Raw genomic sequence first — 23,568 nt, forward strand, 5'->3', positions numbered from 1 at the left:
AGTCCTCGTAAGGAGTGCAGATAAATTTACTTATTCCAGATATCCCATGCTCCGAAGGCTTGCAGCAAAAGCATTTCAAGTCCGTTTTTTACCACGGCTCCGTGTTCACTTCCTTTTCTCATGAACAGCGTGGTATCTGGATTGTACAATAAATCGTAAAGCAGGTGTCTTGGAGTAAGACATTCATAAGGTATATCAGGACATTTATCGGCTTGTGGATACATACCGACAGGCGTACAGTTTACAATGACTTTATATTCGTCCATCAGGGCAGGCGTCAGCTCGTCGTACGTAATGGTATGGTCATTATGAGTACTTCGTGATACAAACAGCGTTTCCAGACCTAATTGCTTCAACCCGTAATTGATTGCTTTCGAAGCTCCTCCCGTACCTAAAATGAGTGCCTTGGTATGATAGGATTCCAGTAAGGATTCGATGGAACGTGTGAATCCGATGACATCGGAGTTATGTCCTATTAATTTAAGCTTGCCTTTGTTGCGTTCGAATTTGATAACGTTTACCGCTCCGATGGCAGCAGCGTCGGGTGCTACTTCATTCAGATAAGGGATAACCTTTTCTTTATAAGGAATTGTTACGTTTAACCCTTCCAGCGTAGGATTGGCCGCGATAATTCGTGGAAAATCCTCTATGGTAGGAATTTCAAAATTAACGTACTCCGCATCGATATTCTCCGACTGAAACTTTTCGTTGAAGAAGTTTCTGGAGAAAGAATGTCCGAGCGGGTAGCCTATCAAACCGAATTTTTTCATAAAAGCAATATTTGAAGTTCAGATTATTTTGTAGCAAAGTAGAGTGTGCAGATGCCTAAAGTCAGTCGGCGAAAAGACACTTGGCTAAATCCAGCTTTACGGATAATACCTTGCATGACTTCGCCTTGCGGAAAAGCCTTGATAGACTGAGGAAGATAAGTATAGGCACTGCGGTCTTTCGAAAAGAGTTTTCCCAGGGTAGGTATTACCATTTTGGAATAGACTGCATATAATTGCTTCATGGGGAACCACTCAGGTTCGGATAATTCCAAAATTACAAGATGTCCTCCCGGTACTAATACGCGATACATTTCCTGCAAGCCTTTATCCAGATTCTCAAAATTGCGAACTCCGAACGCTACAGTGATGGCGTCGAAACGCTGGTCGGGGAAGGAAAGAGCTGTGCAGTCTTCTTTGGCAAAGGTAATGTGTTCGGAGAATCCGGCTTGTTTTACCTTTTCACGTCCTATGTTCATCATTCCCTCAGAAATGTCAGTTCCTATCAGTTCCTGCGGGCGAAGTGTGCCGAATGCCTGCAGAGCAAAGTCACCTGTACCGGTTGCAACGTCCATGATATGCTGTGGACGATATGGTTTCAGGCAGTGAATAGCCTTGCGTCTCCAGCTTTTGTCTATTCCCCATGAGAGTACATGGTTCAGATTGTCGTAGGCAGGAGCAATATTGTCGAACATCTTCTCTACTTGTACAGCTTTGCTTTCGTTCTCGTTGTAGGGCTTTATTTCTTCTTGTGGGTAATGAGGCATAAGATAAAAAATGAAAGATTAAGTATGAAAAAACGAAGAATGAAGAATTGTGAGGAATAAAAAACATCCTCACTTTCAATTCTTCATTCCTCATTCAGATTTATCCTAAATATTCAGTAACGTTCTTTTCGATACGTTCTGCCAGGTGATCTGTGTCTGCTTTGACGAAAGTTTCACCTGTGATGTGCTCGTACAGTTCGATATAGCGGTCGCTGATGGAAGCAACGATTGCAGGAGTCATTTCAGGAACAGTCTGTCCTTCTTTACCCTGGAAGCCGTTTGCCATCAACCATTCACGAACAAATTCCTTAGACAATTGCTTTTGAGGTTCGCCGTTTTCAAAACGATCCTGATAACCTTCTAAGTAGAAATAGCGGCTTGAATCGGGAGTATGGATTTCGTCCATCAGGTAAATTTCACCATTGTGCTTACCAAATTCATATTTTGTATCGACAAGTATCAGACCACGTTCTGCTGCCATCTGTGTTCCGCGTTCGAACAAAGCCAAAGTGTAGCGTTCCAGTGTTTCATATTCTTCGGGTGTAGCCAGACCTCTTGCCAGAATTTCTTCTTTAGAGATGTCTTCATCGTGCATACCCATTTCGGCTTTTGTAGTCGGAGTAATGATAGGATGAGGGAATTTTTCGTTTTCACGCATGCCTTCGGGAAGGCGAACGCCGCAGATTTCGCGGATACCGCTGTTGTATGCACGCCATGCACTTCCACACAAATAACCACGTACAATCATTTCTACAGGGAAACCTTTACACATAACTCCTACGGTTACCATCGGGTCGGGAGTAGCCAGTTTCCAGTTAGGGCAGATATCTGTAGTAGCATCGAGGAATTTTGCTGCAATCTGGTTCAGCATTTGTCCTTTGTAAGGGATACCTTCGGGTAATACGACATCGAATGCAGAAATACGGTCGGTAGCAACCATTACTAATTTTTCATCGTTGATGTTATAAACATCGCGCACTTTGCCGTGGTATACACTTTTCTGTCCCGGAAAGTGATAGTCTGTTTTAGTTAAAGCTTTACTCATTTTCTTTATGTATTTAGTAATGAATGATGTTTCTTTTATTAAGGTATAAGTTTTTGTCTTATTCTTCTGTTTTCTTGTTGGGAACCTTTTCCGCATTTTTTGCGGCTTTTGTCTTTTCTTCAAACTTCTCGTATGCTTCGACAATACGAGTTACCAGTTTGTGGCGGACAATATCTTTTTTGTTCAGTTCAACAAAACTGATTCCTTTTACTCCTTTCAGAATACGGAGAGCTTGTATCAATCCTGATGTTTGTGATGAGGGGAGGTCTATCTGAGTCATATCTCCCGTAACAATCATTTTGGTATTTGTACCCATACGGGTCAGAAACATTTTTATCTGTTGGGTTGTGGTGTTCTGTGCCTCATCCAGAATGACAATTGCATCGTTCAGTGTACGTCCGCGCATAAAGGCAAGAGGAGCAATCTGTATGATATTCAGTTCCATGTATTCCTTTAATTTTGCAGCGGGAATCATGTCTTGAAGTGCATCGTATAATGGTTGCAGGTAAGGATCGATTTTATCTTTCATATCTCCGGGCAGGAAACCCAGCTTTTCTCCCGCTTCCACAGCCGGACGGCTTAATATGATTTTCTTGATTTCTTTATTCTTTAATGCCCGGACAGCCAGCGCGATTGCCGTATATGTCTTTCCCGATCCTGCCGGTCCAATAGCAAAAATCATGTCATTCTTGTCGAATTCTTTCACAAGTTTCAACTGATTGGTGCTTCGCGGAGTGATGGGTTTGCCGGTAACACTATACACTATTACGTCGCCCGTCTTTTCGATTGGCGGTTTGTTACCTTTTATGATATCCAGAATGGCTTCCTCGTTCAGTGAATTATAGCGTGCGCAGTGTTGTTCCAGAGCTAAGATAGCCTCTTCGAATGCACACATTTCCTCTTCGTCCCCCATTACTTTAATGACATCACCTCGTGCTACAATACGAAGTTTAGGGAACAAAGCCTTGATCATTTGCATGTTGGCGTTGTTTACGCCATAGAAAATAACCGGATCAATATCCTCTAATACAATATGTTTTTCGATCATTCAGTTTGTTTTGATACGCTCGTTAGTCTTATTTCTTCTGCAAATTTAATCATTCCTTTTTATCTGTACACGATATAGGATAAATTAATTTTAGCTTTTCATCAGGCAATTTGTCGACTGTTTTGCTTGAATTTTTAAAAGGAAGTATCCTTCTTCTCTGTTTTCGCCAATATTTTTTATCTTTGCAGCTCTTAATTATATTATCGAGAGAAAGATTTGACAGTAAATATGAAAAGACTGACAGGAATAGCATGGGCGATTACTTTGGGCGCGGCTGCTGTATTGGGCGGCTGTAAGCAGGAAGACAAGTCTATTAAACTAAATAATCCGCACAATATTCGTGGGGTAGTAAGCTACAAGAGAAGTTTTGGTGATTTGAATGATGTCCAGCTGGCTGTAGCACGTCGCATAGGGATACGTCCAATCTCATCGCGGGAGGCTGCCGTGGACTTAGACGGTGATTTGAAAGAAATCGTTTCGGGCGAGCACTACGATGTGGATTCTCTTACTCACTCTATCCCGTTCCTTGTGCCCCGTGCTGCCGCTTTGCTTGATACCATTGGAATAAATTTTCTGGACTCGCTGGAGAACAAGGGCTTGAATCCTAATAAGGTTATCGTGACATCTGTATTGCGTACGAAAGATGACGTTAAAAAACTTCGTCGTACAAATGGAAATGCTTCACTGAATTCCTGCCATTTTTATGGAACGACTTTTGATGTTAGCTGGAAGCGTTTTACGAAGGTAGAAGATCCCGACGGACGTCCGATGCAGGATGTAAGTGCAGATACATTGAAGCTGGTGCTTTCGGAAGTGTTGCGCGACTTGCGTGAGGCAGAACGTTGCTATGTGAAGTATGAATTAAAGCAAGGATGTTTCCATATAACGACCAGATAGTGAATATATGTTCAGATATTTTATTTATTTAGCCTACGACGGAACAAATTATCATGGCTGGCAGGTTCAGCCTAATGGTGCCAGTGTACAGGAAACCCTTACTCGTGCATTGACAACTTTTCTGCGTGATGATGCCATCGAAGTAACAGGGGCGGGAAGAACGGATGCAGGAGTACATGCCCGTTTGATGGTTGCCCATTTTGATATCGGCTGGATGCTTGACTGTGATGTTGTGACCGATAAGCTGAACCGGTTGCTTCCGCCAGATATATCGGTTTATGAGGTTAGGAGAGTCATGCAGGATGCGCATGCTCGTTTCGATGCAACTTATCGTACTTACAGATACTATATTACTACCCGTAAGGACCCTTTTATCCGGCGTTATGCATGGAGAGTGTTTCAACAGCTGGATTTTGACAAGATGAACGAAGCGGCGCAAACTTTGTTTGACTATACCGATTTTACCAGCTTCAGCAAGTTGCATACAGATGTAAAGACAAACAATTGCCGTATTATGCATGCTCGCTGGGAGCAAGCCGGACCTTATGAGTGGGTGTTTACCATTCAGGCCGACCGCTTTCTGCGGAATATGGTTCGTGCGATAGTCGGTACATTGGTAGAAGTGGGGCGTGGTAAACTTACGGTAGAAGGTTTCCGTAAGGTAATAGAAGAGAAAAACCGTTGCAGTGCAGGCACGTCTGTACCGGGCAATGCCCTGTTTCTTGTCGATATAGGCTATCCTGATGAATTGTTTCTAAACGTCTGATCAGTTTTTTTCTGTCAGGTATTTCCAGTATCGTACAGGCATGTCTTTCTTGTGCTTTACAGGATTTAATCTTTCTTTGATGCAGATTGATTTAAAATAGCTTTTCCAGAGTGTCTGGAAGAGCTTTTCGTCTTTATCCAATAACTTATCGTCCAGCTTCCCTGTCAGTAAATGAGTTTGAAAAGGATTGGTAAACGTTATTTCGTCGACCTCTTTTCCGTTGTAATAATAGCCATATTTTCTCTTAATGTCGTAGATAAGCCACTGCTGATCGGTAAATCTGTCACGAAAATGATTAATCGTCAATGGGAAAACATCATATAGAGGTTCCATGGCTCCATAATAAATACCTTCGGCTGTCTTCTGAAAACGCATAAACTGCAGGATACGATATCGTTCGTCGGCAACTCTTTTCCCTAATTTTGTAACTGCAAGTATATCGGCATCAGTGAAATTTGTTTCTATAGACTGTGATGAGTCGGTTATTTTCCGTATGTAGCGGAATAATAACATAGCCACGTCTGGTGCTTCGGACAGCCAGCAATAAGTTAAGTTGGTTAATGCTCCTTTTGATAATTTTCTGACGAGTGATTTCCATACTCGCTCTGCCTTTTCGTAATCGGTAAGTACGATATAGGTTTCATCGTAAAAAAGAGGAAGAGGTTCTCCGATTTTTAGAATAGAGTCGGGAAACGACTTACGGCTGTATGCGTCAAATACAGCCGTAAGTAGTCCCTCAAAAGTCTGGTCATATTGGAATATGGTCATGACAATCGGGTGAGATAATTATTTTACATCTTCCAGAATGATAGAATAACCGGCTTCAAAGCTCTTGCCCGGAGCAAGGTGTTGCATCCATTCTCTGTCTTTGAATTCGCCTTCGTAGCCTACAGTATCACAACGTCCGTACCATGGCTCGATGCAGACAAAAGGAACATTGGGGTGAGCGGCGCTTGGAGACCATATTGCTACCAGCGGACTATTGAATTCCAGACTGATGTATGGCTGCTGCTGTTTATCAAGGAGTGTGATTTTTTTCAGCTGACTGTTGTCGAACATATAGGTATCACATGCAAAAGTATCACGTGTTAGCTCCATCAGACCGTCGTGCAGTGTAAGAGTACGATGTTCGGGCAATACACATCCTTTTTCGGCCGGTGATATATATTCCAGCTTTTGAATCTTTTTCCCGAAATCAAGAAATCCTCTTTCATTGGTTTCAGTATTCAGATCACGGTAGTAAAATGCCGGATGTGCACCTATCTGGAAGTGCATTTCCTTGGTACCTGTATTCTGTACACTCCACATTACTTCTATACGATTGCCTTTCAGGCGATATCCCACTTCGAGAACAAAGGGAAACGGATAGAGCTTCAGGGTTTCTTCGTTACTTTCCAGTGTATAAATGGCGGCATTTTCCTCTTCATAGGTCAGCTGAAAATCCATATCGCGGGCAAAACCATGCTGCCCGAGTGAATATGTTTTTCCTTCATGACGGTAAGTATTATTCCATACCCTTCCTACGATAGGAAACAAAACCGGAGAATGCCGTCCCCAGAACTGAGGGTCTGCCTGCCATAAATATTCGGTTTCGTTTGCACAGATACTGATTAACTCTGCTCCATGATCAGCGATTTGAATACTGATTTTATCATTCGATAATTCTTTCATAAGTTTATGTTTTTGTTGTCTATTTACAATAGTTGTGATGTAGGTCGGTGATCCAACAGTTAAACGAGGTTAGATACACCATTCAAAAATAGTAATTTTATAAGTCGATAGCTATAAATTTTGAACTTATTTTTGCCTGTTGTCTTTTTTTACATACATTTGTCAAGCTATTAAAACCTTAAGAGAGAATATGGCGTGTAAATTACACCTTATATTATATAGTTGTATTGTTGTTTTATGTACGTGCTGTTTTCATGATAAGGATGGAAAAGCACACTCTGTCGGTGCAGAAGTACGGATGATTGAGCAATTGGATTCATTGCTGGAAGCTGATCCGACAAGGGCATTGTCGAGGATGGATAGCCTGTTGCCCCATTTGACTGACAGTGTCTTATATTATCGTGGCATTGTTTTCAAGGCAAAAGCCTATATGCTGATGTCGCAACCCGACCATGCAGACCGCATGTTGAAAATGGCAGGACGCTTTTGTCAGGCTTCTAAACAGGATAAAGATGTGCTGGCTTTGCAGGCATCGGTATATAATATGGAGGGAAACCAACTGGCACGTCAGACCAAATTCGATTCTGCTCGTGTAAAATTTCTGAAAGCATATCATTTATATACAGAAAATGGCGGAGGTATAAGGCGTTTCAATATCATGTTGAATCTGGCAGATGCATATCTTCGCGAAGGATATTACGATAAGGCTTCTTTATGGTATCATAATTCACTGGCATTTGCCGACTCTTTACGGTTGCCCGAAGCACAATGCTTTTCTGCATATTATGGGCTTGGGCAGGTTTATATGGAGCTTCGTGACTTTACACAGTGCGACGCTTATTACGACCGTGCCGGCAAGTTTTTTGAAAGCATGAAGCCTTTTGAAAAACATATCTATCTCAACAATCGGGGCAATTCGTATTATTTCCGTCAGGATTACAAAACCGCACTGAAATACTTTCGCCGGTCGTTGGCTTATGTTTCTTTACATCCGGAAATGGAATATGAACGTAATCTGACAATGGTGAATATGGGGGAAGTTTTTCTGCTGATGAACCAGACCGATTCGGCTTCTTACTACTTGTCACGGTGCTATAAATTTTTCCAGAAAGTAGACAATAACAGTGCGTTGTACTATATCGACACCCAGCTTATCGAGCTGGCACTGAAAGAAGGCAATCTGCCTTTGGCAAGAAAACGGCTGGATGAGGCTGTCGTTCCTCGTTTTGTGGAACCGAATATGGTGCATATTCGTAACCGTTATCTGCAGCATTATTTTGAAGAAAGTAAGGATTTCCGTCAGGCATATTACTATCAACGTGAAAATAGCCGGATTGATGATTCCATCCGGAGCGAACGTATTAAAATGCGGGCCCAGGAAGCTGCCCTCAGGTTTCAGCGCGACAGTACACCGATGCATAAAGAAATACTTATCCAACAGGCGGAAAATAAAGTGCTTCTTTTGCATGAATGGTTGTATGTAGGCGGACTGATTATATTATTGCTTATCGTTGCTGCGGGAACATGGCTGATATACAGGAAACGAAAGCGCAGTATGGAAGAATTGAAAATGCGGATGGCTATTACTTCATTGCGGCTTAAGAATATCCGTAACCGCATTTCACCTCATTTTGTCTTTAATGTACTGAGCAGAGAAATTAGTTCATTGAAAGACAAGGAGAGCAATATGCATTTGCATGAACTGATTAAGTTGATAAGACGTAATCTGGAACTGACAGAAAGTATGACGGTAACCTTGGCCGACGAGCTGGATTTCGTAAGAACTTACATCGGACTTGAAGAACGTGTCTTGCAGCCCGATTTCGAAATGCACATTAACATATCTCCCTCTGTTGATCCGGAAAAGGTAGAAATACCGGTCATGCTGTTGCAGATACCTGTAGAGAATGCTGTGAAGCATGCATTGGTAGATAAGGAAGGTAAGCGTATACTTTGGATAGAGGTGAAAGACTGTAGGGAATATATCGAAGCTGTTGTGCGTGACAACGGAGGTGGTTTCCGGGTATCGACGGGCAGTTACGGTACAGGTACAGGAATGAAAGTACTGGCACAGACTATTCAGTTACTCAATTCCTACAATCGCAACCCGATAATTATGACAATAAATAACGTTAAGATAGAGGGAAGAGAAGAAACAGGATGTGAAGTGAAATTTGTCATTCCGGTAGATTACTCATACCTGTTAAGAAGAATAAAGAGGACTAATTTATGGAGAAGGTTTACAGAACGGTTATCATTGATGACGAAGAAAGTGCAATAGATAATCTGTGTTTTGAATTACAACGCTACACATATATATCGATAGAGGGAAAAGCGCGAAATGGAATTTCTGGGATAAAGATGATAGAGAGGTTACAGCCAGATCTTGTTTTTTTGGATGTGGAGTTACCCGATATGCAAGGTATGGATGTAGTGTCTAAATTGGAGGGCTATATTTCGTGGAATATGAATATTGTCTTCTATACGGCTCACGACAAGTATGTGATTGATGCTCTTCGTGCCAGAGCCTTCGACTTCCTTTTGAAGCCGGTCGATTCGGAGGAACTTCAGACTGTCATTTCACGTTTGTGCAAGCGTGAGTATACTGTTCCCAATTATACTCCGCCAATGTTACCTGATACGGGGAAACCTTTTGTTGTGACTACTCCGATGGGAGATCTGCGGTTCCTGCATACTTCCGAAATCGGTTATTTCCGTTATCAGTCTGCTCGTAAGATATGGGAAGTGGCCCTTACCAACGGAACATTCCTTCCGCTGAAAAGAAATACGACTGCCGAGCAGCTTTGTGCTTACGATAAGGCTTTTGCCCAGATACACCAGTCGTACATTATTAATATGCATTATCTTGTCATGGTTCAAGACAACCATTGTATAATGTATCCTCCTTTCAATTCTTTGGAAGAAGAACTTCAGGTTTCGAAGAAATACAGGAAAAAGTTAATAGAATGTTTTTACCAGCTTTAGATTGATTTCAAAGACTTTTTATAGAAATATCGTATAGTTTTAGATAATTTGCTTTCTGCCGGAACCATACATTAGCGTAAATTTCCGGTAGAAACGTGGTATTGCTGTCCTTTTCTTTCGGTTTCATAATTTTATATAGGTAGGCTTGTTTAAAAATCTCTCGATGTTTTTTGAAAATTTGTACAAAGATTCTATTTTTTTGTACAAAAAATATTCTTTTTCTGCAGATGTCTTGGAAAAAGATTCCATAAACTAATAATTCCTGATTGGAACTTTATAGATGGATTTTATTTTTTCCTTTCAAATGTTGAATGTACTTTCTTGAAAAAAGATTTACATTCTATAAATGTTTTTTTTATTTAGTAGCATATTTAGGCTGTTTATTCCAATATTTGGTCTGCTTAGTAAGGTTGTTCAATTTTCGTTTTTATTTGTTAACTATAGATTTTCTACATTTGCACAAAACCAAACAATAAAACGACAATGTGGACAAATTCATTTAAGAAGGCATTATTCGTTACTGGGGGATTGTTTTTTATGGGAATTGCTCATGCCCAGTATCTTCGTACCTCTTATTTTATGGAAGGAACCAGTTCGCGTTTGCAACTGAATCCTGGTTTGCAACCAACAATTGGATATTTTAATATACCTGTTATCGGCTCCTTTAATATAGGTGCGTCTTCTAATGTGTTGGGAATAAGTGATATTATTGCCGTACTTGATTCGGGTTCCGAGTTGTTTTCAAATGATGATTTATATGGCCGTTTGAAAGAAGATAATCGGTTGAATGTAAATCTGAATACCGATATTCTTTCGTTTGGATGGTATAAGGGAAAAGGTTTCTGGAATGTAAATGTAGGGTTGCGTACAGACATTGGGGCTTCTATTCCGAAGAATATGTTTGAATATTTGCGCGATGCTGACCGTTTTAATCTGGAAAGCGGGACGCTTCAGGGAAATATCTCGAATATGAATCTTGACATAAACGCTTATGCCGAGGTAGGGTTGGGATATTCTCATCCGATAAATGATAAATTGACAGTAGGAGGGCGTTTGAAAGTTTTGCTGGGTATTGCCCGTGCAGAAATGCAGGTTGATGAATTTACTGTCGATATGAATATTCCGCAGAATCCGGAAAATCCTGATAGCTGGAACAACTCTTATGGAGGATATACTAACGCGAAAGCACATATCCTGACTTCAATCAAGGGAGGAGGATTAAGTTTTACCGATACACATGACAGTTATGGAAACGCTATACGTCAAATTAATGGCTTCGATTTCGATGGAAGTGGATTTGGTATCTCGGGAGCTGGTTTTGGGGTTGATCTGGGAGCAAGTTATAAGCTGTTGGATAATCTGACATTTTCGGCTGCTGTGCTTGATTTAGGATTTATAAACTGGAAGGGTAGTTCTACTACTGTAGCTTCTATTGATGAAAGCAGTAAGATTGAGATTAATCAGAATAATTATCAGGAATATTTGAGTGGTGATTTTTTGAATCTGGAACGATTTAATCTGGTAGAGGACAAAGAGGCTGCTTCTTCGTATAAAACAAGATTGTCGTCTACATTTTTACTTGCAGGTGAATATGCTTTCTTAAATAATAAAGTAAGTGTAGGCGCCATGTACAGTATACACTTCGTACAGCCGAAAACATTGAATGAACTTACATTATCGGCAACAGTGCGCCCGAAGAGTTGGTTCAATGCAGCATTTAGTTATTCTCCAATTCAGGCGGAAGGTAAATCGTTTGGGCTTGCGTTGAAATTGGGACCTGTTTTTGTAGGTACTGACTATATGTATTTTGGAAATAGTTCGAAATCTGTAAATGGTTTCATTGGCATTTCTGTACCGATGGGCGGAAGTAAGCCTTTGACAGATGAAATTTGAATTTAATGTAGTGATATATTAAAATTTAGTTGGTTGATTTTTTATAGGAGAGGCTGTTGCTCATTTCATAGTGCTTTTCTTTTCTGTCTTAATGGGAACTATGATAATGAGTACAGCCTTTTGTTCTTGAAAATTTCTACATTAGCATTCCTTCAGAAGGTTTCCGCTTAGTTCGTAAATTGAAGTCTTTCCGTTTTCGTAGACTGCAAAAGTCGGCAAGTTCCCTCCTTTGGGAAAGGTTATCGATCCTGTGTTACAAACCGTCATGCCTTTTTCTTTTTCCAGTTTCCAAAGATGTGTATGTCCGTAAAATAAGTAATCATGCTTTCCTTTGGGGAGTTTGTCCTCATTATAAATATGTCCGTGAGTCAGAAACAGCCGTTTCCCGTTGTCTACAATCAGTGCATAGTCGGATAAGATAGGGAAGTCTAACAACATCTGATCTACCTCGGAATCACAGTTCCCGCGTATGGCAACTATTGAGTCTGCCATTTCGTTTAGTCGGTTTGCTATTTCTTTAGGGTTGATTCCTTCCGGAATGCTGTTACGCGGTCCGTAGTTCAATATATCTCCCAATATAAGCATCATGTCACAGTGTTGCTCTTTGTAGAAAGCCAAGACCTTCTCTAAGGCAGGCAGTGAGCCGTGGATGTCAGAAACGATTAAATATTTCATAATGAAGTGTATTATAAATTTTCGCAAAAATAGGAAGTTTCTTGAAAACGTATAGATATCCTTTGGTGTATTTTTTGTGGATATTAACGAGATTTCAAGTGAAGAGATGTCTATTACTTATTATTTCACCAAGAAGACTTTGGGCGATAGTCGTATTTATTCCCTGTAATTATTTTCTTTTTTTGAAATTTGTTTGTAGTTATTAACTATAAATATTAAATTTGTGTCAATTAAACATGTGGAACTATGTGGACTAATGTATTAAGCAAAATGGCCTTTTTCATAGGAGGATTATGTACTATGGGAGGATTGCATGCTCAGTATCTTCGTACCTCTTATTTTATAGAAGGAACAAGTGCACGTTTACAATTGAATCCTGCATTACAACCTATGCGTGGATATGTTAATGTTCCTATACTGAATGCATTTATGGGAGCTTCTTCCAATGTTTTGGGATTAACAGATATTATTGATGTTCTTGATTCAGGAAGAGATTTGTTCCCAAATGATGATTTATATAACCGATTGGATGAGGATAATCGGTTTAATGTCAGGGCTAATACGGATCTTTTTTCTTTTGGGTGGTATAAAGGTTGCGGATTTTGGAATGTTGATGTCAGACTACGTACGGATGTATCTGCTTCTATTCCTAAAGGTATGTTCGAGTATTTTAAAAATGTATCAGAATATTCACAGAGTTTAAATCGTGCTAGTGTTGAATCGCGTGGTACTTTATTTCAAAGAAGTATTTATAATGTGAATTTTGATGTAAATGCTTATGCTGAAGTAGGGGTAGGGTATTCTCGAGCGGTTAATGAAAGATTGGTCGTTGGTGGACGTTTTAACTTATTGCTTGGTCTTGTACATACAGATATGCAAGTTGATCATTTTACATTAAATGTAGAAACAGCCGATGATATCTATCAATCTTCTGTTTATTCTACAGTAAAGGCGAATGTAAAAGCATCTATGAAAGGGGGTGGATTAAGCTTTTCTGAAGTAGATGATGGCAGTGGAAATATTGTTCGGCAAGTAGACCGTTACAATTTTGATATGGGTGGCTTTGGTATCTCTGGTGTCGGAATGGGTATTGATTTGGGGGCAAGTTATAGAATATTGGATAATGTAATTGTCTCAGCTGCCGTGTTGGATTTGGGATTTATTAGGTGGAATAGTGGAATGACTACAGTTGCTAGTGCTGACGATGTAAAGATTGGAATTAATGGAGATAATTATATGGATTACATGAATGGTGATTTTATGGACTTAAAGCGTTTTAATATGTTTGAAAATAAGGATGCTGTTAGTGCATATAACACGAAATTGTCTTCTACATTTTTGGTTGCAGGTGAATATAAAACTATGGATGATAAGTTGAGTTTGGGAATAATGTATAGTGCTTATTTTGTTCAACCTAAAACGTTGAATGAGGTCACTTTATCCGCAACATTTCATCCTAAGACTTGGTGTGATTTTGCTCTTAGTTACTCTCCGGTCCAGGCAGGAGGAAAGTCGTTTGGTCTTGCCCTAAAATTAGGCCCTGTCTTTTTAGGTACTGATTATGTTTATTTTAATAATAATTCGAAAGCTTCAAATGCCTTTTTGGGAGTTTCTTTTCCTTTAGGGAAAGGAATTGAGAAGAATTGATATATTCTGTTATGTCATATTAGAAGGGTGGCATTTTTATTCAGGGCAAAATAATTTTGGAACTTTATGTTTTTGAAGATATGATATATTATTGCCTGGTTTAAATAACTGTTTATTTTCGAAGCAGTCTTATATACCAAGGCTTGAGTGGCGTATCAACAGTGCTTCCCTATACAGAAGATTATGCTTTCTTGTCTTTAAGGAGTTAGTTTCCAAATCTAAAAATTAGAAAGGTTGTGGTCTGAGATAAAGGTTTTTGTGCTTTCTGAGTCGATTCGTATTATATGATGTGAATGTACGGGCTTTATAAGTTGGCATTTTGCACGGAAATATTGAATGATTTGTCCCTATTTGTTTATTGTTTATTTCTTTTATGTGAACGATATTTTATAAATAATATATTAAGCAAAGAGAGGAGTTTTGCCTAATGAAGACAAAACACCTCTCTTTGTTTATTTTAGATTACTCTTGCTGAAGAGTAAGAATGTTAATATACTAAACATACATTGTCTATCCATAGCTTATTTCCTGGAGAGCCAACGAAAGCACCTCCCAGACTGGATGTAAACTGCAATATAAGATGGGTAGGAGTTTCATCTGCATCAGCCCATCCGTTTTCCTGTATCAGTACACTTTCTCCTTTGCTGTTTCGTGCATAATAGCCACCTACTCCCAGTTTCATAAGTTCAGCTTCGTAGCTGGCATCATGTGTAATATCACCATATTTTATTTCGTAGGTTGCCTTATTGTTCCATCCTTCTGTTTTGCTATAGCGCACAACTGCAGTTCCTACACGTTTAGCGATAATGTTGCCGTTGGCATCTTCCGTACGTTTCTGAAGAAGGCAGGTCATAATTGCACAATCTTGTCCCGGTACCGTACTTTTACGGCTGAAACCCGTCTGACGGATACGGTTGGGAGCACCAGACATCTGCACTTTATAATCATATTGTACTGCTTTGGGGCGAGAAGTGAATTTTACGCCTGAGTTAAGAGCCTTTTCTCCATCTTTTGTGCCTGTGATAGGTTCTTTCATGTCGCCTAAGAACATGGAACCTGAAGCGAGTACGGTAATATTGACAAGCCCCAAAACTTTTACGCTCTCGATATGCGTTTCCAGACGAGCACAATATCCGTCGCCACGATGTTCGGGATATACACTGGTGTTAGTCTTAACGATTCCCATGACTTTCGCCATAACGTTAGAGTTTCCCCATGGCGATCCCCCTTGGTTTACGTAGGCTTCATTTCCGTCGATGACTTTTGTCGGTCCTAATTCGTATAGTAATTTAGTATCTCCTCCGATAACTCCCGATTCGTGTATTTTGCGAGTTACCCATTGGTCCATGTTTCCATATTTCAATGGCACGACTTTTTCCTGTGCCTCTGCAATAAAGGGTAAAGCTACAAGAGTAAGTGCAGCTATAAGTCTAATTTTCATAAATTATGTATTATTGTTTTTTTGTCGGGCAAAGGTACAAAAAAAAGCGATAGTCTGAACACTATCGCTTTGAATCCGTTTTATAGAATAATATTTCTGACTTATCGGCAATATTATTAGAGCTTATACAGCAGCCATGCTCCCTGGAAATCTTTGCGGTTAGGATATTTAGCCTTGAAAGCATCTCTTGCACGTGCAGCTTCATCACGTGTGTCGAAAGATTCTACAATGACGCGATACATGTTGTTTTGTGCATTGTAAACAACCTTTGCGTTATAGCCTTCGTTATCCATTTGTGCCTTCAATCCGTCAGCGTTTGATTTTACACCAAAGCTTCCGCATACTACACTATAGGCTCTCAATCCTTCACCTGAAACTAATTCCACTTTTTCTTCACGAACCGGAGCAGAAGAAACAGGGGCAACAGGTACAGTTTCTACTGGAGTTACGACATCTGCAGGAGCTTCTGTGCTTGTACTTGCGTTTGATGCGTCAGCCAGTTCTTGCTGTTTAGCTTTTTCGTACGCTTTTTTGTAAGCACTTTCACTTGATTTACAGGAAGAGAACGCCAAAGCGACGCATAATCCCATTCCTAATACAACGATCTTTTTCATGTTGACTGAAATTTATTTAAGTTTATGTTTAAACTCACTTTAATTTTACCTGCAAAAGTAGTAATATAAAAGCAGGTAAGTATAGTCATAATATTAAAATCTGTTAATATTTGGCAGTTCTTGATCTAAGAAAAAGTTTTTACGTCTAAAAGAAATAATATTTCAAAGATTTTCCTATATTTGTAAATGTAATAACAATAAAGACCATACTTATGAAAGCATTGAATGTTGTAGCTGCATTCTTAGGCGGATTGGCTCTGGGAGCAGCAGCAGGTGTTTTATTTGCACCTGAAAAAGGTGAAGATACTCGTAATAAAATCGCAGAACTTTTGCGTAAAAAGGGTATTCGTTTAAACCGTGAAGAAATGGATGATTTGGTAGACCAGATCGCATCGGAAGTAAAAGATGCAGAATAAACTGATTATTGACGATGGAGAGGCGGACTTTTACTTAAAAAAGCAAAGTCTGCCTTTTGTTTTATTAAAACGAAGTATATGTTTGCTAACGACAAAAGTATCGACAATCTGACTGAGCTTTTTAAGGAGGTTAAGAACTATCTGAAGTTGCAGGGGGAGTACACAAAGCTGGATTTGGTTGAAAAACTTACAATCTTGCTTTCGACACTAACGCTCATATTTATTCTCATTGTTTTGGGTACTATGGCTGCTTTTTACCTCTCTTTTATGCTGGTCTATGTTTTGGCATCGGCCACGGGAAGCTTGGTCGCGGGATATGCTATTATTGGCGGGCTGCTGATTTTAATTGCACTTGTGGTTTACAGACTGCGCAAGCGGCTTATTTTTCAACCAATGGTCAATTTTTTGGCTCGACTATTCTTGGATAATTCTTCAAATTCACTTTAGTCATATATTGAGGAGAAAATAATATGGAACAACGGATATCGTATACAATTGAAGGTATTAGAGAACGCCGGCTGGCTAAGCGGGAGGAGTTGAAACAGTCTAAAGATCGTATGCAGAATTTGTCTCAGCAACTATTTGCTCCGCAGCAAGGTAAAAATAAAATAGATAGTTTGATGCAGCAGGTGAATATGGGTATTGCGGCATATGATGGACTGATGACGGGGATAAAAATATTGCGTCGGGTGCGGGGCTTTTTTGGTGATAAAAAGAAGAAACGCTAATTAGGTAAGTAAAAGAAAAATATGGTAACGGGTGCTTTTTTCTACGGGGGTAAGCGAAAAGTATCCTTTTGCCAGTTTCTCGTCTTGTAGCTTTAAAGGATGTGTGTATAGATATTGTTGATGTACTTCCAGAGCTTCTCCGTCTGTAGCATAGTATTCTACTATATACTTACCATGCGCTTGGGGGTGGACAAAGCGTTCGAATATCAAATGAGATACGACTCCCATATTCATACGTAAATTAACTTCTACGCAGGGGTGAAGCTGATAATTGTAATTGCCGGATGCACGACAGATCATCATATCTACTCCTAAATATCCATGATATGCTGTTCCTATCAGGTCTGACAGTACTGTTTCTAACGTTTGGCGGGTGTTGTGTAAGGTCGCAGTTGGAATGTAATATGATAGGATTTGTTCTATTTGCTTGTCTGATGATAGAATATTGGCTTTGTAATTGCCGTGTATGTCTGTTTCAAATAATGAATATCCTATAAAATGTGTATGTCCTTTTTCGTCTGAATAGAATTCCATTGCAAAATCTTTCACCTTATTATATAGAGGTTCTGCCATGATGTTACCCTGTACACGTAATATACGTTCGGCCCATCCTTCGATAGAGGATGTCCAGCTTGTCGGTGAAACATGTACAAGCCCTCTTCCGCTGCCAGACCAAGGAGCTTTTAAAATGCATTCCCCTGTGTTGCGAACATAATTTTGAATTTGTGAAAGAGTGTCGCATATCATTGCTTCTCCGCATAATAAATTGCTGTCAGAAAAAGATTGTAAAATCTCGGTGCAACGTTGGCGTCCTGATAGGAAACGAAGTCTTTGGATCTGTTCGTCCGACAAGAGAAAGTTCTCATTAACTCCAGATTGTCTTAGTGTATGTAAAAGAGAAGGATTCCATCCCCATGGACGGTAAGGTGCGTTTTCCCATGTATCACACCATTCTACTTGAGGCGTAAGTTCGGGGACAGGACATTGTCTTTTCTGTAGGTCAGCCTGTAAGAGTGAATTGACTTTTATTATGCTTCCTTCGGGCGCGTACCATGAAGGCAGAACAGATAGGTCGTTTGCCATGCGGATGATCTCCTTTGGAGCTTTATAATAAGGAGTAAAATTGGCTAATGCCATATCGTTTTCAGGATTAAAGAGATAGATTTCTTTTGTCATACAACACCTGTTTTTGTGTTTGCAAAGTTAGTGTAAAAAAATAATATTTTGTCAACTCCAGTTTGCAAATTGAGGAACTATTACTATATTTGCAGCGAAGAAACAGAATTTCATGGAAGTATTTTACAGAACACATAATTATTTGGTCGAACATACCAATGCCCCTGTGCGACGCGACCTGATGGATGAAATAGACTGGAGTGCTCGCCTGATAGGTATTAAAGGTACGCGGGGAGTTGGCAAGACAACTTTCTTGTTGCAATATGCAAAAGAAAAGTTCGGTTTCGATCGCTCGTGTTTGTTTGTAAACATGAATAATTTCTATTTTTCTCAATGTAGCTTAGTGGATTTTGCGGGAGAGTTTGTTAAGCGAGGTGGAAAAGTCTTGCTAATTGACCAAGTATTCAAGTTGCCGGACTGGAGCCATGATCTTCGTACATGCTATGAACGCTATCCTAATTTGAAAATTGTTTTTACAGGCTCATCTGTTATGCGTCTGAAAGATGAAAATCCTGAATTGAATGGTATCGTACGTTCCTATAATTTACGTGGATTTTCTTTCAGGGAATTTCTGAATCTACAGACTGGCAACCATTTTTCTTCTTATACCTTAGAAGAAATATTGAACAATCATGAACATATTGCTAAAACGATTCTGCCTCATACCAATCCGCTCAATTATTTTCAAGACTATATTCATCATGGTTTTTATCCGTTCTTTCTTGAGAAAAGAAACTTCTCCGAGAATCTGTTGAAGACCATGAATATGATGATAGAAGTGGATATTCTTCTTATCAAACAAATTGAATTGAAATATCTGTCGAAAATAAAAAAATTATTATATTTGTTGGCAGTAGACGGTCCTGTTGCTCCTAATGTCAGCCAGTTGGCCGCCGATATACAAACCTCTCGTGCAACAGTAATGAACTATATAAAATATCTTGCTGATGCACGATTGATTAATATGGTTTATCCAAAGGGTGAAGTGTTTCCGAAGAAACCGGCAAAGATTATGATGCACAATACGAATCTTATGTATAGTATCTATCCGGTAAAGGTAGAAGAGCAAGATGTGCTGGAAACTTTTTTTGTAAACTCGTTGTGGAAAGATCATAAAGTAAATAAGGGAGAAAAAGGTACTTCATTCTTGGTCGACGAAAACTTGAATTTTCGCATATGTAGTGAAGGTTATAAGCTAAAGAATAATCCTAATGTCTATTATGCGATGCATAAATCAGAGTTAGGACACGGAAACCAGATTCCATTATGGCTATTTGGTTTTCTGTATTAGTGTGGTGCATTAATATTGGAATAGATTTTATTACCTAATAATAATTAGTAATTGTATGACTAAACAAAAAAAATTTATCACTTGTGATGGTAATGAGGCTGCTGCTCATATCTCGTATATGTTTACAGAGGTAGCTGCTATCTATCCTATCACTCCGTCATCTACAATGGCTGAACATGTAGATGAATGGGCTGCCGCAGGTCGTAAAAATATCTTCGGTGAAACTGTCTTGGTTCAGGAAATGCAATCTGAAGGTGGTGCTGCCGGTGCAGTACATGGTTCTCTTCAGGCTGGTGCATTGACAACTACTTATACTGCATCTCAGGGTCTTTTGCTGATGATCCCTAATATGTATAAAATCGCAGGTGAGTTCTTGCCATGTGTATTCCATGTTTCTGCACGTACATTGGCTTCTCATGCTCTGTGTATCTTCGGTGATCACCAGGATGTAATGTCTTGCCGTCAGACTGGTTTCGCTATGTTGTGCGAAGGATCTGTACAAGAGGTTATGGACTTGGCTGGTGTTGCTCACTTGTCTACAATTAAATCTCGTGTTCCGTTTGTAAACTTCTTCGATGGTTTCCGTACTTCTCACGAAATTCAGAAGATTGAAAAGCTGGATAACGAAGATTTGGCTCCGCTTATCGACCAGAAGGCTTTGGCTGAGTTCCGTGAACGCGCACTCAGTCCTAACAAACCGGTTGCTCGCGGTATGGCTGAAAACCCGGATCATTTCTTCCAGCACAGAGAATCTGGTAATCCGTTCTACGATGCCGTTCCTGCTATCGTAGAAGAATATATGAACGAAATTAACAAGATTACAGGACGTAATTACGGTTTGTTCGATTACTATGGTGCTGAAGATGCTGAGAACATCATCATCGCTATGGGTTCTGTAACAGAAGCTACTCGTGAGGCTATCGACTATCTGACTGCTCAGGGTAAGAAAGTTGGTTTGGTTGCTGTTCACTTGTATCGTCCGTTCTCTGCTAAGCACTTCTTGGCTAAAGTGCCTAAGACAGTAAAACGTATTGCAGTTCTTGATCGTACTAAGGAACCGGGTGCAAATGGTGAACCTTTGTATCTGGATGTAAAGGATGTATTCTATGGACAGGAAAATGCTCCGTTGATTGTAGGCGGACGCTATGGCTTGGGCTCAAAAGATACAACTCCTGCTCAGATCTTATCTGTATACGAAAACTTGGAGCTTCCGATGCCGAAAGATCACTTTACTATCGGTATTGTGGATGATGTTACTTTTACTTCTCTGCCTCAGAAAGAAGAAATCGCTCTCGGTGCAGAAGGTGTATTCGAAGCTAAATTCTATGGCTTGGGTGCTGATGGTACTGTAGGTGCTAACAAGAACTCTGTAAAAATTATCGGTGACAACACTGATAAATACTGCCAGGCTTACTTCTCTTACGACTCTAAGAAATCTGGTGGTTTCACTTGTTCTCACTTGCGTTTCGGTAATCACCCGATTCACTCAACTTATCTGGTAACTACTCCGAACTTCGTTGCTTGCCACGTTCAGGCTTACCTGCACATGTACGATGTAACTCGTGGTCTGCGCAAGAACGGTACTTTCCTGTTGAATACTATTTGGGAAGGTGAAGAACTGGCTAAGAACTTGCCGAACAAGGTTAAGAAATATTTCGCAGAAAACAATATTACTGTTTACTATATCAACGCTACACAGATTGCACAGGAAATTGGTTTGGGTAACCGTACCAATACTATCCTTCAGTCTGCATTCTTCCGTATCACAGGCGTTATTCCTGTAGACTTGGCTGTTGAACAGATGAAGAAGTTCATCGTGAAGTCTTACGGTAAGAAGGGTGAAGATGTAGTCAACAAGAACTACGCTGCCGTTGATCGTGGTGGTGAATACAAGCAGTTGACTGTAGATCCGGCTTGGGCTAACTTGGAAGTTGAAGCTGCTGCTGCCAACAATGATCCTGCATTCATCAACGAAGTTGTTCGTCCGATCAATGCTCAGGATGGTGACTTGCTGCCGGTATCTGCATTCAAGGGTATCGAAGACGGTACATGGCATCAGGGAACAGCTAAATACGAAAAACGTGGTGTAGCTGCATTCGTTCCGGAATGGAATCCTGAAAACTGTATCCAGTGTAACAAGTGCGCATATGTTTGTCCTCACGCTGCAATCCGTCCGTTCATTCTCGATGCAGAAGAACAGAAGGGTGCTAACTTCCCGATGCTGAAGGCTGTCGGCAAGCAGTTCGACGGTATGACATTCCGTGTACAGGTAGACGTTCTCGACTGTCTGGGTTGCGGTAACTGTGCTGATGTATGTCCGGGTAATCCGAAGAAGGGTGGCAAGGCTTTGACTATGAAACATCTGGAAAGTCAGTTGCCTGAAGCTGCTAATTGGACTTATTGTACTGAAAATGTGAAGTCTAAACAGCACCTGGTTGACATCAAGGCTAACGTGAAGAACTCACAGTTCGCTACTCCGTTGTTCGAGTTCTCTGGAGCTTGCTCTGGTTGTGGTGAAACACCGTACGTAAAACTGATTTCTCAGTTGTTTGGTGACCGTGAAATGGTTGCTAATGCTACTGGATGTTCTTCTATCTATTCTGGTTCTGTTCCTTCAACTCCGTATACAACTAACGAAAAAGGTCAGGGTCCTGCTTGGGCAAACTCATTGTTCGAAGACTTCTGTGAATTCGGTTTGGGTATGGAATTGGCTAACAAGAAGCTGCGTAACCGTCTGGAAGATGCTATGAAGGCTGCTATCGCTGCTGAAGGTACTCCGGCTGAATACAAGGAAGCATTCCAAGAATGGATTGACGGACGTAACGATGCAGACAAGAGCAAGGCTGCTGCTGAAAAGATTATTCCGCTGGTAGAAGCTGCAAAAGATAAATGTACTTATTGCGCTACTATCGATGAATTCAAAGATTATTTGGTTAAACGTTCTCAGTGGATTATCGGTGGTGATGGTGCTTCTTATGATATCGGTTACGGAGGTTTGGATCACGTTATCGCTTCTGGCGAAGATGTAAACATCTTGGTATTGGATACAGAAGTTTACTCTAACACAGGTGGTCAGTCTTCTAAGGCTACTCCGCTGGGTGCTATCGCTAAATTTGCTGCTTCTGGTAAGCGTGTACGTAAGAAAGACCTGGGTCTGATTGCTACTACTTACGGATATGTTTATGTTGCTCAGATTGCAATGGGTGCTGACCAGGCTCAGACTTTGAAGGCTATCCGCGAAGCTGAAGCATATCACGGACCTTCTTTGGTTATTGCTTATGCTCCATGTATCAACCACGGTTTGAAAGCTGGTATGGGTAAATCTCAGGCTGAAGAGGCTAAGGCTGTAGAATGTGGTTACTGGCACTTGTGGCGCTTCAACCCGGCTCTGGAAGAAGAAGGTAAGAATCCGTTCTCACTCGATTCTAAAGAACCGAACTGGGATAACTTCCAGGATTACCTGAAGGGTGAAGTTCGTTTTGCTTCTGTAATGAAACAGTATCCTGCTGAGGCTGCCGATTTGTTCAATGCTTGTGAAGATATGGCTAAGAAACGTTATGCTTCTTACAAGCGTATGGCTGCTATGGACTGGAGTGAAGAGAAATAATCTTCTGTTACATAAACAAACATTCTGATAAATTAAAAGGAGAGGGCATACCGTGGGTATGTCCTCTCTGTTTTTATAGGATGGAAAGTTTTGTCGGCAGGTAGTATGTATTTGTTGGTTCTATAGCTTTTCGT

General features: G+C 40.3%; 21 protein-coding genes. 11 read left to right on the forward strand and 10 right to left on the reverse strand.

Annotated elements, in window-relative coordinates:
* Positions 1-26: 26 nt before the first annotated feature.
* The 4 genes from WKT12_RS11600 to WKT12_RS11615 form a co-directional block, all read right to left on the reverse strand.
* A complete protein-coding gene (locus WKT12_RS11600) occupies positions 27-770 on the reverse strand; it encodes a shikimate dehydrogenase family protein (RefSeq protein WP_021971940.1) in 744 nt (247 codons plus the stop codon).
* A 23-nt stretch (positions 771-793) separates the two neighbouring features.
* Complete coding sequence (gene ubiE / locus WKT12_RS11605; protein WP_021971939.1) at positions 794-1,534, reverse strand: bifunctional demethylmenaquinone methyltransferase/2-methoxy-6-polyprenyl-1,4-benzoquinol methylase UbiE; 741 nt, start codon at positions 1,532-1,534, stop codon at positions 794-796.
* Between the two features lie 100 nt (positions 1,535-1,634).
* The gene (locus WKT12_RS11610) at positions 1,635-2,579 is read right to left on the reverse strand and encodes a phosphoribosylaminoimidazolesuccinocarboxamide synthase (protein WP_021971938.1); all 945 of its coding nucleotides are present in this window, start codon (positions 2,577-2,579) and stop codon (positions 1,635-1,637) included.
* Positions 2,580-2,637: 58 nt separating this feature from the next.
* Positions 2,638-3,627, reverse strand: a complete 990-nt coding sequence (locus WKT12_RS11615) for a PhoH family protein (protein ID WP_021971937.1) — start codon at positions 3,625-3,627, stop codon at positions 2,638-2,640.
* Positions 3,628-3,855: 228 nt separating this feature from the next.
* Here WKT12_RS11615 and WKT12_RS11620 point away from each other — a divergent pair, with 228 nt between their 5' ends.
* Together WKT12_RS11620 and truA are read left to right on the forward strand one after the other, a co-directional pair.
* On the forward strand, positions 3,856-4,524 hold the full coding sequence (locus WKT12_RS11620) for a DUF5715 family protein (protein WP_340319778.1): 669 nt from the start codon (positions 3,856-3,858) through the stop codon (positions 4,522-4,524).
* Between the two features lie 7 nt (positions 4,525-4,531).
* On the forward strand, positions 4,532-5,290 hold the full coding sequence (gene truA, locus WKT12_RS11625; RefSeq protein ID WP_340319779.1) for a tRNA pseudouridine(38-40) synthase TruA: 759 nt from the start codon (positions 4,532-4,534) through the stop codon (positions 5,288-5,290).
* On the opposite strand, the gene WKT12_RS11630 is transcribed toward truA, so the two are convergent.
* Both WKT12_RS11630 and WKT12_RS11635 read right to left on the reverse strand, forming a co-directional pair.
* Positions 5,291-6,058 carry a TIGR03915 family putative DNA repair protein gene (locus WKT12_RS11630; protein ID WP_340319780.1) on the reverse strand — a complete coding sequence of 256 codons (768 nt, stop codon included), beginning with the start codon at positions 6,056-6,058 and terminating at the stop codon, positions 5,291-5,293.
* An 18-nt stretch (positions 6,059-6,076) separates the two neighbouring features.
* Positions 6,077-6,961, reverse strand: coding sequence for an aldose 1-epimerase family protein (locus WKT12_RS11635; RefSeq protein WP_021971933.1), 885 nt, complete (start codon positions 6,959-6,961; stop codon positions 6,077-6,079).
* A gap of 190 nt (positions 6,962-7,151) precedes the next feature.
* Between WKT12_RS11635 and WKT12_RS11640 the strand changes: the two genes are divergently transcribed.
* The 3 genes from WKT12_RS11640 to WKT12_RS11650 all read left to right on the forward strand — a co-directional run bounded on the left by WKT12_RS11640 (position 7,152) and on the right by WKT12_RS11650 (position 11,839).
* Positions 7,152-9,242: a tetratricopeptide repeat-containing sensor histidine kinase gene (locus tag WKT12_RS11640; protein WP_340319781.1), complete on the forward strand. Its 2,091-nt coding sequence runs from the start codon at positions 7,152-7,154 to the stop codon at positions 9,240-9,242.
* Positions 9,191-9,946, forward strand: coding sequence for a LytR/AlgR family response regulator transcription factor (locus WKT12_RS11645; protein WP_340319782.1), 756 nt, complete (start codon positions 9,191-9,193; stop codon positions 9,944-9,946). Before WKT12_RS11640 ends, WKT12_RS11645 begins: the two co-directional genes overlap by 52 nt.
* A gap of 483 nt (positions 9,947-10,429) precedes the next feature.
* A complete protein-coding gene (locus WKT12_RS11650) occupies positions 10,430-11,839 on the forward strand; it encodes a DUF5723 family protein (RefSeq protein ID WP_340319783.1) in 1,410 nt (469 codons plus the stop codon).
* A 141-nt stretch (positions 11,840-11,980) separates the two neighbouring features.
* Here WKT12_RS11650 and yfcE read toward each other — a convergent pair whose 3' ends face one another.
* The gene (gene yfcE, locus WKT12_RS11655; protein ID WP_340319784.1) at positions 11,981-12,514 is read right to left on the reverse strand and encodes a phosphodiesterase; all 534 of its coding nucleotides are present in this window, start codon (positions 12,512-12,514) and stop codon (positions 11,981-11,983) included.
* Between the two features lie 246 nt (positions 12,515-12,760).
* On the opposite strand from yfcE, the gene WKT12_RS11660 reads away from it, so the two are divergent.
* Complete coding sequence (locus WKT12_RS11660; RefSeq protein WP_340319785.1) at positions 12,761-14,161, forward strand: DUF5723 family protein; 1,401 nt, start codon at positions 12,761-12,763, stop codon at positions 14,159-14,161.
* Between the two features lie 487 nt (positions 14,162-14,648).
* Here WKT12_RS11660 and WKT12_RS11665 read toward each other — a convergent pair whose 3' ends face one another.
* Together WKT12_RS11665 and WKT12_RS11670 are read right to left on the reverse strand one after the other, a co-directional pair.
* A complete protein-coding gene (locus WKT12_RS11665) occupies positions 14,649-15,602 on the reverse strand; it encodes a PCMD domain-containing protein (RefSeq protein ID WP_340319786.1) in 954 nt (317 codons plus the stop codon).
* A 116-nt stretch (positions 15,603-15,718) separates the two neighbouring features.
* Positions 15,719-16,216 (reverse strand): SPOR domain-containing protein, encoded by a 498-nt coding sequence (locus tag WKT12_RS11670; protein ID WP_340319787.1) that lies wholly within the window; start codon positions 16,214-16,216, stop codon positions 15,719-15,721.
* 212 nt (positions 16,217-16,428) lie between these two features.
* Here WKT12_RS11670 and WKT12_RS11675 point away from each other — a divergent pair, with 212 nt between their 5' ends.
* The 3 genes from WKT12_RS11675 (at position 16,429) to WKT12_RS11685 (ending at position 17,360) form a co-directional block, all read left to right on the forward strand.
* The gene (locus WKT12_RS11675; protein ID WP_021971925.1) at positions 16,429-16,632 is read left to right on the forward strand and encodes a YtxH domain-containing protein; all 204 of its coding nucleotides are present in this window, start codon (positions 16,429-16,431) and stop codon (positions 16,630-16,632) included.
* 78 nt (positions 16,633-16,710) lie between these two features.
* Entirely contained in the window at positions 16,711-17,079 is a 369-nt protein-coding gene (locus WKT12_RS11680; RefSeq protein ID WP_021971924.1) for a phage holin family protein, read from the forward strand.
* Between the two features lie 23 nt (positions 17,080-17,102).
* Entirely contained in the window at positions 17,103-17,360 is a 258-nt protein-coding gene (locus WKT12_RS11685) for a hypothetical protein (RefSeq protein ID WP_021971923.1), read from the forward strand.
* Here the strand turns inward: WKT12_RS11685 and WKT12_RS11690 are convergent, their stop codons facing one another.
* Positions 17,361-18,536, reverse strand: coding sequence for a hypothetical protein (locus WKT12_RS11690; protein ID WP_340319788.1), 1,176 nt, complete (start codon positions 18,534-18,536; stop codon positions 17,361-17,363). It abuts the gene before it with no gap.
* 112 nt (positions 18,537-18,648) lie between these two features.
* On the opposite strand from WKT12_RS11690, the gene WKT12_RS11695 reads away from it, so the two are divergent.
* Positions 18,649-19,827 carry an ATP-binding protein gene (locus tag WKT12_RS11695; RefSeq protein ID WP_021971921.1) on the forward strand — a complete coding sequence of 393 codons (1,179 nt, stop codon included), beginning with the start codon at positions 18,649-18,651 and terminating at the stop codon, positions 19,825-19,827.
* Between the two features lie 55 nt (positions 19,828-19,882).
* The gene (gene nifJ, locus WKT12_RS11700; protein ID WP_340319789.1) at positions 19,883-23,434 is read left to right on the forward strand and encodes a pyruvate:ferredoxin (flavodoxin) oxidoreductase; all 3,552 of its coding nucleotides are present in this window, start codon (positions 19,883-19,885) and stop codon (positions 23,432-23,434) included.
* The last annotated feature ends 134 nt before the right edge of the window (positions 23,435-23,568 follow it).

This window comes from Phocaeicola sp. HCN-6420 (assembly GCF_037890145.1).
Lineage (GTDB): Bacteria > Bacteroidota > Bacteroidia > Bacteroidales > Bacteroidaceae > Phocaeicola.